This is a genomic window from Streptomyces sp. NPDC005648 (assembly GCF_040605395.1).
GTDB lineage: Bacteria > Actinomycetota > Actinomycetes > Streptomycetales > Streptomycetaceae > Streptomyces.
Map to the genome: position 1 here is coordinate 24387 of NZ_JBEXCS010000048.1, position 13679 is coordinate 38065.

General features: G+C 70.7%; 15 protein-coding genes. 13 read left to right on the forward strand and 2 right to left on the reverse strand.

Annotated features, from left to right (window positions below; translation table 11 throughout):
• Positions 1–39: 39 nt before the first annotated feature.
• Positions 40–762 (reverse strand): M50 family metallopeptidase, encoded by a 723-nt coding sequence (locus ABZT17_RS25755; protein WP_356351951.1) that lies wholly within the window; start codon positions 760–762, stop codon positions 40–42.
• 50 nt (positions 763–812) lie between these two features.
• Between ABZT17_RS25755 and ABZT17_RS25760 the strand changes: the two genes are divergently transcribed.
• The 4 genes from ABZT17_RS25760 to rsrA all read left to right on the forward strand — a co-directional run bounded on the left by ABZT17_RS25760 (position 813) and on the right by rsrA (position 3509).
• Positions 813–1628 (forward strand): SOS response-associated peptidase, encoded by an 816-nt coding sequence (locus tag ABZT17_RS25760; RefSeq protein ID WP_356351952.1) that lies wholly within the window; start codon positions 813–815, stop codon positions 1626–1628.
• A gap of 1 nt (position 1629) precedes the next feature.
• Positions 1630–2259, forward strand: coding sequence for an alpha/beta family hydrolase (locus ABZT17_RS25765; RefSeq protein WP_356351953.1), 630 nt, complete (start codon positions 1630–1632; stop codon positions 2257–2259).
• Positions 2260–2517: 258 nt separating this feature from the next.
• A complete protein-coding gene (gene sigR / locus ABZT17_RS25770) occupies positions 2518–3201 on the forward strand; it encodes an RNA polymerase sigma factor SigR (protein WP_356351954.1) in 684 nt (227 codons plus the stop codon).
• Positions 3198–3509, forward strand: a complete 312-nt coding sequence (gene rsrA, locus ABZT17_RS25775; protein WP_356351955.1) for a mycothiol system anti-sigma-R factor — start codon at positions 3198–3200, stop codon at positions 3507–3509. Before sigR ends, rsrA begins: the two co-directional genes overlap by 4 nt.
• Positions 3510–3635: 126 nt before the next feature.
• On the opposite strand, the gene ABZT17_RS25780 is transcribed toward rsrA, so the two are convergent.
• Entirely contained in the window at positions 3636–4001 is a 366-nt protein-coding gene (locus ABZT17_RS25780) for a hypothetical protein (protein ID WP_356351956.1), read from the reverse strand.
• Between the two features lie 170 nt (positions 4002–4171).
• On the opposite strand from ABZT17_RS25780, the gene ABZT17_RS25785 reads away from it, so the two are divergent.
• From ABZT17_RS25785 to ABZT17_RS25825, 9 genes are all read left to right on the forward strand, one after another.
• Positions 4172–4531: a hypothetical protein gene (locus ABZT17_RS25785; RefSeq protein WP_356351957.1), complete on the forward strand. Its 360-nt coding sequence runs from the start codon at positions 4172–4174 to the stop codon at positions 4529–4531.
• Positions 4528–5370 (forward strand): hypothetical protein, encoded by an 843-nt coding sequence (locus ABZT17_RS25790; protein WP_356351958.1) that lies wholly within the window; start codon positions 4528–4530, stop codon positions 5368–5370. The genes ABZT17_RS25785 and ABZT17_RS25790 overlap by 4 nt, the downstream gene beginning before the upstream one ends.
• Before the next feature lie 648 nt (positions 5371–6018).
• Entirely contained in the window at positions 6019–6408 is a 390-nt protein-coding gene (locus ABZT17_RS25795; RefSeq protein ID WP_356351959.1) for a roadblock/LC7 domain-containing protein, read from the forward strand.
• Positions 6409–6532: 124 nt separating this feature from the next.
• On the forward strand, positions 6533–7843 hold the full coding sequence (locus ABZT17_RS25800; protein ID WP_356351960.1) for an HD domain-containing phosphohydrolase: 1311 nt from the start codon (positions 6533–6535) through the stop codon (positions 7841–7843).
• A 34-nt stretch (positions 7844–7877) separates the two neighbouring features.
• On the forward strand, positions 7878–9134 hold the full coding sequence (locus tag ABZT17_RS25805) for an HD domain-containing protein (RefSeq protein ID WP_356351961.1): 1257 nt from the start codon (positions 7878–7880) through the stop codon (positions 9132–9134).
• A 108-nt stretch (positions 9135–9242) separates the two neighbouring features.
• A complete protein-coding gene (locus ABZT17_RS25810) occupies positions 9243–10223 on the forward strand; it encodes a hypothetical protein (RefSeq protein WP_356351962.1) in 981 nt (326 codons plus the stop codon).
• A 75-nt stretch (positions 10224–10298) separates the two neighbouring features.
• Complete coding sequence (gene def, locus ABZT17_RS25815) at positions 10299–10949, forward strand: peptide deformylase (RefSeq protein ID WP_356351963.1); 651 nt, start codon at positions 10299–10301, stop codon at positions 10947–10949.
• 290 nt (positions 10950–11239) lie between these two features.
• A complete protein-coding gene (gene cyc1 / locus ABZT17_RS25820) occupies positions 11240–12325 on the forward strand; it encodes an epi-isozizaene synthase (protein WP_356351964.1) in 1086 nt (361 codons plus the stop codon).
• A complete protein-coding gene (locus ABZT17_RS25825; protein WP_356351965.1) occupies positions 12322–13674 on the forward strand; it encodes a cytochrome P450 in 1353 nt (450 codons plus the stop codon). Before cyc1 ends, ABZT17_RS25825 begins: the two co-directional genes overlap by 4 nt.
• The last annotated feature ends 5 nt before the right edge of the window (positions 13675–13679 follow it).

The window sequence follows — 13679 nt, forward strand, 5'->3', positions numbered from 1 at the left end:
TACAGTCCCGCGCCCCTGGGAAGCCGCCACGAGGGCGCTTCACTGCTCCAGCAGCCAGCGCCCTCCGCCGATGAGTGAACACAGGCTCACCGCGTGGAACAGGAACAGCCACAACCCCGCCGGTACATGCGTCAGGCGCGACAGCTGGTCCGCGTCCGAGTCGCCCGCCCCTCCCCGCATCCGCTTCGCCTGGAGCTCGAAGGCCGGCCGTACGCCTCCCACCAGCAGGAACCACACCACCGCGTAGGCGAACGCCGCCTGTACCTGGGGGCCCGCCAGCCAGGAGACCAGGAGGAAGGCGCCGCCGGTGACGATCACCGTCACGGCGCCGTACGCGTTGCGGATCATCACCAGCATCGCCACCAGCAGGGCGGTGGCCAGCCAGAGCAGGAGGGTGATGTGGCCGACGGCCAGAAGGGCGGCGCCGCCCAGGCCGAGGAGCGGGGGAGCCGTGTAGCCGGCGGCCGCGGTGAGGATCATGCCGATCCCGTGCGGCTTGCCCCGGCTGACCGTGAGGCCGCTGGTGTCGGAGTGCAGGCGTATCCCGGTGAGGGTGCGGCCGGTCAGGAGCGCCACCAGGCCGTGGCCGCCTTCGTGGGCGATGGTGATGGCGTTGCGGGAGACGCGCCAGACGCCGTGCGGCACGGTCACCGCGAGCGCGGCGACCAGGGTCGCGATCACCACCCACAGATCCGGGTCGGGCTGGGTGCCGAAGACACGGTCCCACAGGGAGACGAGCGAGGCGGATGCGGTGCTGTCCATTGTCGGCGGTGGCTCCCATGGGGCTCGGCGGATCTGGCAGTGTGGCACGTATGTGCGGACGGTATGCAGCTAGTCGTAGGCCCGAGGATCTCGCAGGAATCTTTGAGATTGAGAGTTGGGAACCCGAGGAGGTTCTCGCGCCCGACTACAACGTGGCCCCGACCAAGGAGGTCTACGCCGTCCTCGACCGCCCTGTGAAGGACGCGGACAGCCCACGGCCGGTTCGGCAGCTGCGCAAGCTGAAGTGGGGACTGGTGCCGAGCTGGTCGAAGACCCCCGAGGGCGGGGCGCGGATGATCAACGCCCGGGCCGAGACCGTCCACGAGAAGCCCTCCTACAAGCGGGCCTTCTCCTCGCGCCGCTGCATCATCCCGGCCGACGGGTACTACGAGTGGGTGACCGGCAAGGACGAGCGGGATCTGGAGGTCGAGGGCAGGAAGAAGCGGCCGCGCAAGCAGCCGTACTTCGTGCTGCCCGCCGACGGGTCGGTGTTCGCGATGGCCGGCCTGTACGAGTTCTGGCGGGACAGGACCCTGCCGGACGACCATCCGCAGGCCTGGTGGGTGACGTGTTCGGTCATCACCACGGAGGCCGAGACCGGCCCGCTGGCCGTGGCGCCCGCCGAGGGGCCGTACTCGCTCTCCGAGATCCACCCGCGCATGCCCCTGATGCTCACCCCGGACCGCTGGGACACCTGGCTCGACCCGTCCCGCACCGACCTGGACGACCTGCGGTCGCTCCTCGCGCCCCCGCCGCCCGGACTGATGCGCGCGTACCCGGTCTCCACGGCGGTCAGCAACGTCCGCAACAACGGACCGGAGCTGCTGAAGGAGCTGGAGGGGCCGGAAGAGGGCACACTCTTCTGACATGACGGCCGAGATCATCGCCACGGACGCGGGGGACGCCCGCATCACCTGGCACCCCGCGAAGGAGCCCCGGCTGGTACTGGCGGTGAGCCATGGGGCCGGGGGCGGTGTCGAAGCCCGTGACCTGCGGGCACTCGCCGCCGTCCTGCCGGCGCACGGTGTGACCGTCGCCCTGGTGGAGCAGCCCTGGCGGGTGGCCGGCAAGAAGCTGGCGCCCGCCCCGAAGACGCTGGACGTGGGGTGGCGGGGAATCTGGCCCGCCGTGAGCGGGTCGGGGCTCCCCGTCGTCTCCGGGGGCCGCAGCGCAGGCGCCCGCGTGGCCTGTCGTACGGCCGTCGAGCTGGGTGCCCATGCCGTGCTCGCCCTCAGCTTCCCGCTCCACCCGCCGGGCAGGCCGGAGCGGTCGCGGGCCGGGGAACTGCTCGGATCCGGGGTGCCCACGCTCGTCGTACAGGGCGGGAACGACCCGTTCGGGAAGCCGGAGGAGTTCCCCGACGGGGACTTCCGGCTGGTCGAGGTTCCGTACGGCGATCATGGCTTCGCCGTGCCCAAACGGGCCGACATCACTCAGGAACAAGCCGTGGCGATCATCACGGACGCGGTGGTGGAGTGGACCGGGTCACTCGGGTAATGGGCCGGGAATGTTGCGGAGCGGACCTCTGTTGAGGCGGACAGAAGTGCTGAACGACCAGCGCCGATCGTCGTAGGAGAGGAAGTCCGCCGCATGGGTTCGACCATCTGCCCGAGCCGCAGCAGCCGCACTGACCTGGACTGGACGGTGCTGACTGCGGCCAAGACCACCCCGATTCGAGGGGCGGCGGGGACGGGTCGTCGTCTATCCTCCAATTCCGGTGGTACCGGTTTCGGTGCTGCCCGGAATCTTGAGGAGGTGGGTCCGGTCGCTGGGATCGACGCAGGGGCCGACAACGGCCAGGCGGAGCTGCCCGAGGGCCAGGGCGTCGGCGCGGAGTCGACCGCGGAGCGCAGCGCGCGCTTCGAGCGGGACGCGCTCGAATTCCTCGACCAGATGTACTCGGCCGCGCTGCGTATGACGCGCAACCCGGCCGACGCGGAGGACCTGGTGCAGGAGACGTACGCCAAGGCGTACGCGTCCTTCCACCAGTTCCGTGAAGGCACCAACCTCAAGGCGTGGCTGTACCGGATCCTCACGAACACCTTCATCAACTCCTACCGCAAGAAGCAGCGTGAGCCGCAGCGGTCGGCGGCGGAGGAGATCGAGGACTGGCAGCTCGCCCGTGCCGAGTCGCACATGTCGACCGGTCTGCGCTCCGCCGAGTCGCAGGCGCTCGACCACCTGCCCGACTCGGACGTGAAGGAAGCGCTCCAGGCGATCCCCGAGGAGTTCCGCATCGCCGTGTATCTCGCGGACGTCGAGGGCTTTGCCTACAAGGAGATCGCGGACATCATGGGGACACCCATCGGTACGGTGATGTCCCGGCTGCACCGGGGCCGCCGCCAACTGCGCGGCATGCTCGAGGACTACGCGCGTGAGCGCGGCCTGGTCCCGGCCGGCGCCGGAGAGTCGGACGAAGCGAAAGGCTCGGGCTCATGAGCTGCGGAGAGCCGCACGAGACGGACTGCAGTGAAGTCCTGGACCATCTCTACGAGTTCCTCGACAGTGAGATGCCGGACGTCGACCGCGACAAGTTCAAGCAGCACTTCACGGAGTGCTCGCCGTGCCTGGAGAAGTACGGCCTTGAGCAGGCCGTGAAGAAGCTGGTCAAGCGGTGCTGCGGGCATGACGACGTGCCGAGCGACCTGCGCGCCAAGGTCCTGGGGCGGCTGGACCTGATCCGCTCCGGACAGACCGTGCCCGAGCACGACATCACCGCGGCCCCCGCGGCCCCGCAGGAGTCCTGACCGGCGCAGGACCCCGTGCGGGTGACCGCAGCGGACGTCGGGGGCTCCGGGCCCGGAGCCCCGTCTTCGGAGCACCGTTTCCGGAGCTCTGTGTTCAGACAGCTCTGTGTTCGGACAGCCCTGTGTTCAGACTTCCAGGCCGGACTCGATCCGCTTCAGTCCGTGCCTGGCCAGGGCGAGGTTGCCGCGGGAGCGGTCCAGCGCGAGGTAGAGGAAGAGACTTCCCGTGCTGCCGGCCAGAGGCCGGATCAGGTGGTACTGCCGGCCGAGGGTGATCAGGATGTCCTCGATGGTGTCGTCCATGTGCAGCGACGCGAGCGTGCGCATCTTGGAGCGGACGACCTCGGTGTTCCCGGCCGCCGCGAGCTCGAGGTCGAGGTTCTGCCCGCCGCCGAGCGTGCCGAGCGACATTCCGCTCTCGTAGTCGACGAGGGCGACGCCGAGCGCGCCTTCGATGGACATGGCTTCCTTGAGCGCGGTCTCGATGTTCATGTTGTTGCCCCAATTCCCCAGTGCTGCTGACCGGTCGATGTCCGGCCATCTACGATCGAACTTGAGTGACTCACTGGTCGCAGTACGTCAACTTTTGTGGGTGTTGTGAAAGTTGACGTTCAAAGTACTGTGGGTCGTGGAACTTTGGTGGGGGAATGGGGGAAATGGTGATGGCGCTTCAGGCGTCCCTGGACCGGCTTCTCGATTCCCCCGGGGTCACCGGTGTCGCGCTCGTCGACGCCGTCACCGGCCTGACCTACGGCGCCGCGGGCGACCTCGCCGAGGCGGGCGACGGTCCCGAGGCGTCACAGCTCGCCGCCCTCATCGCCGAACGGCTCGGCGCGGCGGGAGCCGAGGGGGAGTTGGAGAGCGTGGTCACCACCAGTACGACCCGTCTCCAGGTGCTGTTCGCCGTGCCCCGCCCGGCCGGTGACCCGCTGCTGCTGACCGCCGGACTCGACCGTGACCGCGCCAACATGGCGCTGGCGCTGCGGAGTCTGGGCGACCGGGCCCGCGAGGTGCTGGCGTGACGGCGCCCACGGCCCGCAATCTGCCGGCGCTGCTGCAACTGCTGCGGGACGACGGCTTCACCGGGACGGTACGGGTCTCGGGGCAGCCCGGCGGCACCATCCATCTGCGTGACGGACTGATCGGCGCGATCGAGACGCCGGGCGCGCCGCCCCTCACCTCGACGCTGCTCGCCTCGGGCCGGATCGGTGACGAGGAGTGGCTGGCCGCCTGCGCCGAACAGCCCGACGCGGACCGGCTCGGCGGGCATCTGGTGGCCGCGGGACTGATCGGCGCCGCCGAACTGGAGGTCGTCGCCACGGCGGCCGTCTTCGACGGCGCCTTCGCCATGGCCCTGAGCCCCCCGGGCGACCGGGAGTTGGGCGAGCCCGAACCCGCGCTGGTCGCCGAGCCGGGCGTGGAGCCGCGGCGGCTGACCGAGGAGACCTCGCGCCGTATGTCGCTGCTGTCGCGGCTGTGGGGGCCGCCGGGCGAACTGACTCGTGTCCGTCCGGTGATTGTCCCCCCTTCGGGCGGGGCCCGGACCGGCGGATGGCTCACACCGGGGCAGCGGGGCGTCCTCGACAGCGTCAACGGCCGCCGTACACCCCGCGACATCGCCTTCGCACGAGGGCGTGGACTGTACGCGGTGCTGCTGGACCTCGTCCGGCTGGAAGCCCTCGGCCTGGTGAGCTGGGAGCGGCGGGCCGCGTCCGGCACCCGGCCCAGCACCGCGCCCCGTGTCCCGACGACCGACGCGTCCGCCGCCGCGCCGCCGCCGAGAACCGCGGCGCTGCCCAGACGCAGACCCGGCGGCGGGCTTCCCGGACACGATCCGGGACGGAAGGGGAGGGGCGGCTAGTGAGCCCGAAGGACGGACGGGGGAACACGTCCGGGAAGAGACGCGGAACACCGGAACAGCGGGGCGAGGAACCGGGACCGAGAAGCAGGACACCGGAACCGAGAAGCCCGGCGCCGGAGCCTCGGACTCCGGGACCGAGAAGCCCGGCGCCGGAGCCTGGGACACCGGAACCGAGAAGCCCGGCCCCGGAGCCTGGGACTCCGGGACCGAGAAGCAAAGCCCCACGGCAGCGACGCAAGGCGCCGGTGAAGCGACGCAAGGCGCCGGAGCGGACACCGCGACCTCAAGAAGCGGCCACCACACCGGACTTGGCCCCGGATCTCACGCCAGACCTCCCACCCGACGTCCCACCAGACTCCGTACCAGACCCCGCATCAGCCCCTGCCTCAGACTCCGCGCCGGACACCGACCCCGGTCGCCCGGCCGCCTTACCGGGGGAACCCCTCCCCGCACGACCGCCCCTGCCCCGACGGGACACGGTGTCGGCCGCGGCGGCACCGCCGCCCGGACTCCTGTCGATGCTGTCGGCCGAAGATCTCGCCGCCGAACAGCCCTCGATCGAAACACTGCAGCGCGTCGGCCGACTGCTGCGGGCTCTCCCGGAACCCGACTGACGCCGCCGCCGGCCCGGAACAAGGAGCGCATCGCATGACCGAGAACCCCTCACCCGATTCCCTGACCGGGATTCTGACCTCGCTGCGAGAACGGGTGATGGGGGTCAGCGAGAGCGTCCTGTCCACCGTGGACGGCCTGCTGGTCGAGGCGGACGCCGACACCGTGCACCCGGAGTCCGTGGCCGCTCTCGCCGCGGCGACTCTCGGGGTGGCACGCCGTATGGCCGACACCGCCCGGACCGGCGCGCTGCGCGAGGTCGTCGTCCGCTGCGGCTCGGGGCATGTCGTCGTGATGGCCGTGGGCGAGCGCGCCCTGCTCACCGTGACCGGCGACGACGGCCTCGACCTCGCCGCGTTCCAGCGCGAGTCGCCGGGCACCGTGGAGGCGCTGAAGAAGGTGCTCGCCGCCGACGTGGCCCACTGAGCCGCACGGGATCGCCCGCCCGCGCATCACTCGAACGTGCTAATCCGCGGTTCATCAGCCCGCAGACCCGCCCGCCCCGCTCTAGGCTCGTCGGCCGGAGGAGGGTCGGCCGGGGAGGGCTGTGATGGAGGCGGTTCCGGCACGGGCGCGTGTGTACGTCGCCTGTGCGGTCCTCTGCGCCCTGCTCTGTGTGCTGCCCCTGCCGAGGACACCCACGCCCTGGTGGGCGGTGCTGCTGCTCGCGGTCGTCTACGCGGCCTGCGAACAGGCCGCCGCGCACTGGCGCTTCGCCGGAACGTTCTACCCCGTCCTCCTCGCCGGCGCCTTCCTGCTGCCCCCGTCCGCCGCCGCGCTGGTCCCGCTGCCCGGGGTGCTGCTCGCCCGCGTCGAGCAACGGCCGTATGCCCTGAGGCGGTTGTGGCGCGTGGCCCAACTGGCCCTCAGCGTCTGGGCCGCCGGTTCGGTGCACTGTGCGCTCGGCGGACGGGACGCGCTCGTCGGCTCCGTCCTCCCCTGCGCGCTGCTGCCCGCCGGGGCCGCCGTGCTCGCCTTCTGCCTGGCGTCGGCCCTCCTCGACGGCGGGATCCTGGCGGCCGCCGAACGGATTCCGCTACGGCGGGCCTGGCGTGGCCTGTTCGTACGGTCCCTCGCTCCCGTGTCCGTGCACGGGCTCGCCGGACTGATGATGGCGGTCCTGTGGCGCAGCCCGTTCGGGCCCGTCGCCGCCCTGCTCGTGCTGCTGCCGATGTGTGTGTCCTGGTGGGTGTTCGCCCAGTACCACCGGGAGCGGGCGGCCCACCAGGCGACCATCCGGGCGCTGGTCCAGGCCGTCGACATCAAGGACGGGTACACCCGCGGGCACAGCGAGCGCGTCGGACAGGCCTCGATGATGATCGCGCGTGAACTGGGCATGGACGACGAGCGGGTCGAGGTACTGCGCTTCGCCGGGATCCTGCACGACGTGGGCAAACTCGGCGTCCCCACCCGGCTGTTGCGCAAGGACGGGCCGCTGACCGCCGAGGAGCGGCGGGTGATCGAGCTGCATCCGGAGTACGGGCACGAGATGGTGCGCGGAATCGGTTTTCTGGGGGAGGCCAGGGCGGCCGTGCTCCATCATCACGAGCGGCTGGACGGCAGCGGATACCCGTACGGGCTGAGGGGTGCTCACATCCCGGAATCCGCACGGGTGGTGGCGGTCGCGGACGCCTTCGACGCCATGACGTCCACCCGTTCCTACCGGCGGGCGCGGCCCGTGCCGGTGGCGCTGGAGGAGCTCGAACGGTGTGCGGGCGCGCAGTTCGACCCCCGGATGGTGGCCGCGCTGGTGCGCGCGCTGGTCCGGGACGGATGGCACCCGACGGTGACGGCGGACGAGGAACGCGACACGGCGGTCCCGGCGCCCACGGTGGCGGAGCGGTCGGGGGTGCGGCGGTGAGGGCGCGTTGTCCCGGGCGGTCGGGGGTGGCGCGGTGAGGGCGCGGCGATGTGCTGCCCGGATCACCCTCACCGCCCTCATCCACACCTCCGCCGCCCTCCTCGCCGGCGGCTCCCTCGCCGTCACTCTCTGGACCGGTATGGAGGAGCGCCCGGCCGCTCTCGCCTTCGGTGTGCTCATCGCCGTCGGTGAGCTCGGTCGCTGGACCGGCGCCCGGGTGCGGGAGGCCGCGCCGCTGGGGGCCGCCGGGGCCCTGTCGTACGCGCTGCTCGGGGCGGACGCAGGGCAGCCGACGCAGCACGGGGTGACCCAGGTGGTGACCGTCGTCCTCGCCGCCTCACTGCTGGGCGGTGTTCCGCACATCGCGCGCGGTCAGGGGGCGATGCCCGACCATCTCGCCCGCCGTGTCCTCACCGTGGGCTTCACCGCGGTCTGCTTCCAACCCCTGCACAACCGGGGGGCGTTCGAGGAATGGAGCGGCCCGGCCTACGCCCTTCTGCTGCTCGCGCTCCTCACTCTCACCGCCCTGTGCGACTGTGTCCTCGCCGCCGCGCTCGCGCACTCCCGCACCGGCTGGCCCTTCGGTCCGCTGCTGAGGGACGAGCTGCGCGGACTGCTCGGCATCGGGTCGGCCGTGGGGGCGACCGGTGCGGTGATGGCGCTCGCGGTGGCGGTCGTAGGACTGTGGGCCCTGCCGGTCTTCTCGTTGCCGCTGCTGCTGACCCAGCTGTCCTTCAAGCGGTACGCGGCCGTCCGGGCGACATACCGCCAGACCATCGCCTCCCTCGCCCGGGCCACCGAGATCGCCGGATACACCCCCGCCGGTCACGCCCGCCGGGTCGCCGAGCTCAGCCGGGCCGTCGGCCGGGACCTGGGGCTCACCCGGCCGGAACTCGCCGTCCTGGAGTCCGCGGCCCTCATGCACGACATCGGCCAGCTCAGCCTGGTCGACCCGGTCCCGGCGGGCGCCACCGCGACGCTGCCCGACGCGGAACAGCGCCGGATCGCGCTGCTCGGCGGGGCCGTCGTACGCCAGACCGGGGTCGACTCGGCGGTCGCCGTGGTCGTGGAGCGGCAGGCCGACCCGTACCGGGAGCAGCCCGTCGCCGCGCGGATCGTCCGGGCCGTGAACGCCTACGAGGAGAAGGTGCGCGACGCCGGTCCCGGCGGGCCGCTCAGGGCGTTGGAGGAGCTGCGCCTGGGGACCGCCGGGGACTACGCCCCCGAGGTCGTGGAATCGCTGGCCCGGGTCCTGGCGAGGGGCTGTCTGACCCCCCTCCCGGCTGGGTAACCCATGGGTAATGAGCGCCCTTCCAGCCGCACGTGGTTGGATGCGAATGAGAGGGTGTCCGGGGGCGGTACTAGCCAGCCCACTCCACGGAACTGGCAGGCGGGAATCGTGAGGATCTTCGGCAAGGGACGGCACCGGCCCTCCGCCTCCTGGCGGCAGGCCACGGATCGCGCCTTCACTCTGATCGGCGACGGCCGGTACGAGGACGCGGGTGCGTTGCTGACGCGCGCCGCCGATCTGGAGCCGTGGCTGTCGGAGTCCTGGTTCAACCTCGCCCTGCTGCACAAGTTCCGGCACGACTGGGAGCAGGCGCGGGCCGCGGGCCTTAGGGCCGTCGCGCTGCTCGACCGGGAGACCGGGGCGCCCGACTGGTGGAACGTCGGCATCGCGGCGACGGCCCTGCAGGACTGGCCGCTGGCCCGGCGGGCCTGGCAGGCCTACGGGCTGCGGGTGCCGGGGGCCGCCGTGGCGGGCGGTGAGCCGGTGGGGATGGAACTCGGCAGCGCGGCGGTCCGGCTGTCCCCGGAGGGCGAGGCCGAGGTGGTGTGGGGGCGGCGGCTGGATCCCGCGCGGATCGAGGTGCTGTCGATTCCCCTGCCGTCCTCCGGGCGCCGCTGGGGTGAGGTCGTCCTGCACGACGGGGTGCCGCACGGCGAGCGGACCACGGCCGCCGGGCACGCCTACCCCGTCTTCGACGAGATCGAGCTGTGGGCGCCGTCGCCCGTGCCCACCTGGGTGGTGCTGCTGGAGGCGGCGACCGAGGCGGACCGGGACGCGCTGGAGCAGCTGGCAGCGGACGCCGGCTTCGCCGCCGAGGACTGGTCGTCCTCCGTGCGGCTGCTGTGCCGTATGTGCTCGGAGTCGAGGATGCCCTCCGACGAGGGCGACGGGGAGCATCTGGACCCCCATGACCACAGCGAACCCGGTCACCCCGGGCCCCTGGGCCACCGCACCGACGGGCAGCTCTGGGTGCCGGAGCGGGAGTGCGGGGTCGCCGCGCCCGCCTCGCTGGTCCGGGGACTGCTCGACGGATGGGTCGCGGACAGCCCGGACTCCAGGGACTGGCGGGATCTGGAAGAGGTCTGCTGAACATTCGCCGTACCCTGGATCCGCACCACACCCCCCTTCGATTCATTTGTTTGTGCAGGAAGGCATACGTCGGTCATGGCGCAGCAGGACACCGATCAGCAGCACGCGGGCGTGCTCCCCGTGGACGACGAGGGCTTCGTCATCGACACCGGGGAGACCGAGGAGCGGGAGGCGGCCTGGCGTGAGCGCGGCACCTCGCGGCCGATCACCGTCGTCGGGAACCCCGTTCTGCACAAGGAGTGCAAGGACGTCACCGAGTTCGGCGACGAGCTGCAGCAGTTGGTCGCGGACATGTTCGCCTCGCAGCGCACCGCCGAGGGCGTGGGCCTGGCCGCCAACCAGATCGGCGTCGACCTGAAGGTCTTCGTGTACGACTGCGGGGACGACGAGGGCGTGCGGCATGTGGGGGTCGTCTGCAACCCCAAGCTGGTCGACCTGCCCGCCGAGAAGCGCCGGCTGGACGACAGCAACGAGGGCTGTCTCTCCGTGCCCACCGCGTACGCGCCGCTCGCCCGGCCGGACTACGCCGAGGTGACCGGTCAGGACGAGAAGGGCAACCCGATCAGGGTGCGGGGCACCGGCTACTTCGCTCGGTGTTTGCAGCACGAGACCGACCACCTGTACGGCTACCTGTACATCGACCGGCTGTCCAAGCGCGAGCGCAAGGACGCCCTGCGGCAGATGGCTGAGAACGAGCCCCGCTACCCCGTGGTCGCCAACGACTGAGCCCCCGGGAGCGCTCACCCGTCCCGTACGCACGGCGTCCGTTCAGGTTTCCCTTCCTGACCGGGCGCCGTTCGTCTGTCCGTCACATGTTCGATCGCGTGTGTGGACGTGGTGATCGATAACCGGTCACACAAGGGGAGAATCCCGGCAGTGTGGGGTGGTGAATGAAGCAAATCCGTTCCCAGATCGGTCAGTTGTGGTGCTGAATAGGAACTGCGGGGATACGCAACGGCGCACGCCGGGCACATCGGGAGGGGCGTGCGTAACTGGCGGCTGAGAGGGGCTCGTTCGTGCCTGCTTTCCCATACAGCACCACATCGACCGGGACCGCGATCGCGGTCCCACCGTCGCTCTCTCTTCCGGTGATCGAGGCAGCGTTTCCCCGGCAACTCCATCCCTATTGGCCTCGACTCCAGGAGAAGACACGCACCTGGATGCTGGAAAAACGGCTCATGCCCGCGGACAAGGTGGCGGAATATGCCGATCGACTGTGCTACACGGACCTCATGGCCGGGTACTACCTGGGTGCCCCGGACGAGGTGCTCCAGGCGATAGCCGACTACAGCGCGTGGTTCTTCGTCTGGGACGACCGGCACGACCGTGACATCGTCCATCGAAGGCCGGACGCCTGGCGCCGGCTGCGGCTTCAGCTGCACGCGGCGCTGGACCGGCCGCGGCGGTACCTGCACCACCAGGACCCGCTGGTCGCCGCCTTCGCGGACAGCATGGTCCGGCTGTACTCGTTCCTGCCGGGCACCTGGAACGCCCGCTTCGCCCGGCACTTCCACGCGGTGATCGACGCATACGACCGGGAGTTCCGCAACCGCACCGAGGGCGTCATTCCCACGGTCGAGGAATACCTCGTCCTACGGCGGCTCACCTTCGCGCACCATATCTGGACCGATCTGCTGGAACCCAGTGCGGGGTGTGAACTCCCGGACGTCGTGCGGAAACACCCGGCATTTCGCCGGGCCGCACTGCTGAGCCAGGAGTTCGCCGCCTGGTACAACGACCTCTGCTCGCTCCCGAAGGAAATAGCGGGAGACGAGGTGCACAATCTCGGGATCAGTCTCATCAAACACGAGGGGATGACACTGGAAGAGGCGATCGCCGAAGTCAGGCGGCGCGTCGAGAAATGCATTTCCGATTTCGTCGTGGCGGAACGGGGCGCCCTGCGCTTCGCCGAAGTCCTGGCCGAAGGCACCGTGCGCGAAAAAGAACTCAGCGCCGCCGTCGGTGCCTGCGTCCGCAATATGCGGAACTGGTTCTCCGCGGTCTACTGGTTCCACCACGAGTCCGGCCGATACATGGTCGACAGCTGGGACGACCGGTCCACGCCCCCGTACGTCAACAACGAAGCGGCAGGTGAGAAATGACCGTCGAGACCGTCAAGCCGAGGGTGGGCGAACCGCCCTTCGCCGCCGGCGGGACGCGGCTGCTCGGCCACGGCTGGAAGCTGCTGCGCGACCCGCTGGCCTTCCTGACCGGGCTGCGCGACCACGGCGACGTCGTACGGCTGAGGCTCGGACCCAAGACGGTGTACGCCGTCACCACGCCCGAACTCACCGGAGCCGTCGCCCTCAGCCCCGACTGGATCATCGCGGGGCCGCTGTGGGAGTCGCTGGAGAGCCTGCTCGGCAAGGAGGGCGTGGCCACCGCCAACGGCCCGCTGCACCGACGGCAGCGCCGCACCATCCAGCCCGCCTTCCGGCTCGACGCGATCCCCGGCTACGGGCCCGTCATGGAGGAGGAGGTCCGTGCGCTGATGGCCCGCTGGCGCTCCGGGGAGGTGATCGACGCCACCGCCGAGGCGTTCCGGGTGGCCTGCCGGATCTCGGTGCGCTGTCTCATGCACGACACCTGCAACGACGAGCGGGCGGAACGCATATCCGGTGCACTGGCCACCTTGTTCCGTGGTATGTACCAGCGCATGGTCGTACCGCTCGGACCGCTTTATCGGGTGCCGCTTCCGGCCAACCGCGAATTCAACCGGGCGCTGGCCGATTTGCACCTCCTGGTGGACGAGATCGTCGCCGACCGCAGGGCATCAGGTCAAAAGCCGAACGATTTGCTCACGGCTTTGCTGGAGGCCCGGGACGAGAATGGCGAGCCGATCGGGGAGCAGGAGATCCACGATCAGGTCGTCGCCATGCTCACCGCGGGCGACGAATCCGTCGGCTCCACGGTCATGTCACTGCTCCTGGTGCTCACCGACCACCCGGACGCGGCCGACAAGATCCGCGCCGAGGTGAATAGCGTGGCCGGCGATCGGCCGATCGCATTCGAAGACGTGCGGAAGCTGACGTACACCGCGAATGTGGTCGTCGAGACAATGCGCCTGCATCCGTCCGTATGGATATTGACCCGGCGAGCGGTCACCGACACCGAGCTCGGCGGATACCGAATTCCCGCGGGCGCCGACATCGTGTACAGCCCGTACGCGATCCAGCGCGACGCGCGGTCGTTCGAGCGCCACGAGGAGTTCGATCCCGAACGCTGGCTGCCCGAGCGGGCGAAGGAGGTGCCGAAGTACGCGATGAAGCCGTTCAGCGTCGGCAACCGCAAGTGCCCGGCCGACCACTTCTCGATGGCCGAGCTGACGCTGCTCACCGCGGAGGCGGCCCGGACCTACTCCTTCGAGCACGCGTCCGGCTCCGACACCCGGCCCAGGATCGGCATCACCCTGCGGCCGCGCGCGCTGAAGCTGCGGCCGACCGCGCGGTGAACTGA

Bases quoted from the DNA above. Each gene is read 5' to 3' on its own strand.
- ABZT17_RS25800 (WP_356351960.1), top strand. From the start codon at position 6,533: ATGGAGGCGGTTCCGGCACGGGCGCGTGTGTACGTCGCCTGTGCGGTC.
- ABZT17_RS25825 (WP_356351965.1), top strand. From the start codon at position 12,322: ATGACCGTCGAGACCGTCAAGCCGAGGGTGGGCGAACCGCCCTTCGCC.
- ABZT17_RS25765 (WP_356351953.1), top strand. From the start codon at position 1,630: ATGACGGCCGAGATCATCGCCACGGACGCGGGGGACGCCCGCATCACC.
- ABZT17_RS25755 (WP_356351951.1), bottom strand. From the start codon at position 762: ATGGACAGCACCGCATCCGCCTCGCTCGTCTCCCTGTGGGACCGTGTC.
- ABZT17_RS25785 (WP_356351957.1), top strand. From the start codon at position 4,172: ATGGCGCTTCAGGCGTCCCTGGACCGGCTTCTCGATTCCCCCGGGGTC.
- ABZT17_RS25780 (WP_356351956.1), bottom strand. From the start codon at position 4,001: ATGAACATCGAGACCGCGCTCAAGGAAGCCATGTCCATCGAAGGCGCG.
- ABZT17_RS25760 (WP_356351952.1), top strand. From the start codon at position 813: ATGTGCGGACGGTATGCAGCTAGTCGTAGGCCCGAGGATCTCGCAGGA.
- def (WP_356351963.1), top strand. From the start codon at position 10,299: ATGGCGCAGCAGGACACCGATCAGCAGCACGCGGGCGTGCTCCCCGTG.
- ABZT17_RS25795 (WP_356351959.1), top strand. From the start codon at position 6,019: ATGACCGAGAACCCCTCACCCGATTCCCTGACCGGGATTCTGACCTCG.
- rsrA (WP_356351955.1), top strand. From the start codon at position 3,198: ATGAGCTGCGGAGAGCCGCACGAGACGGACTGCAGTGAAGTCCTGGAC.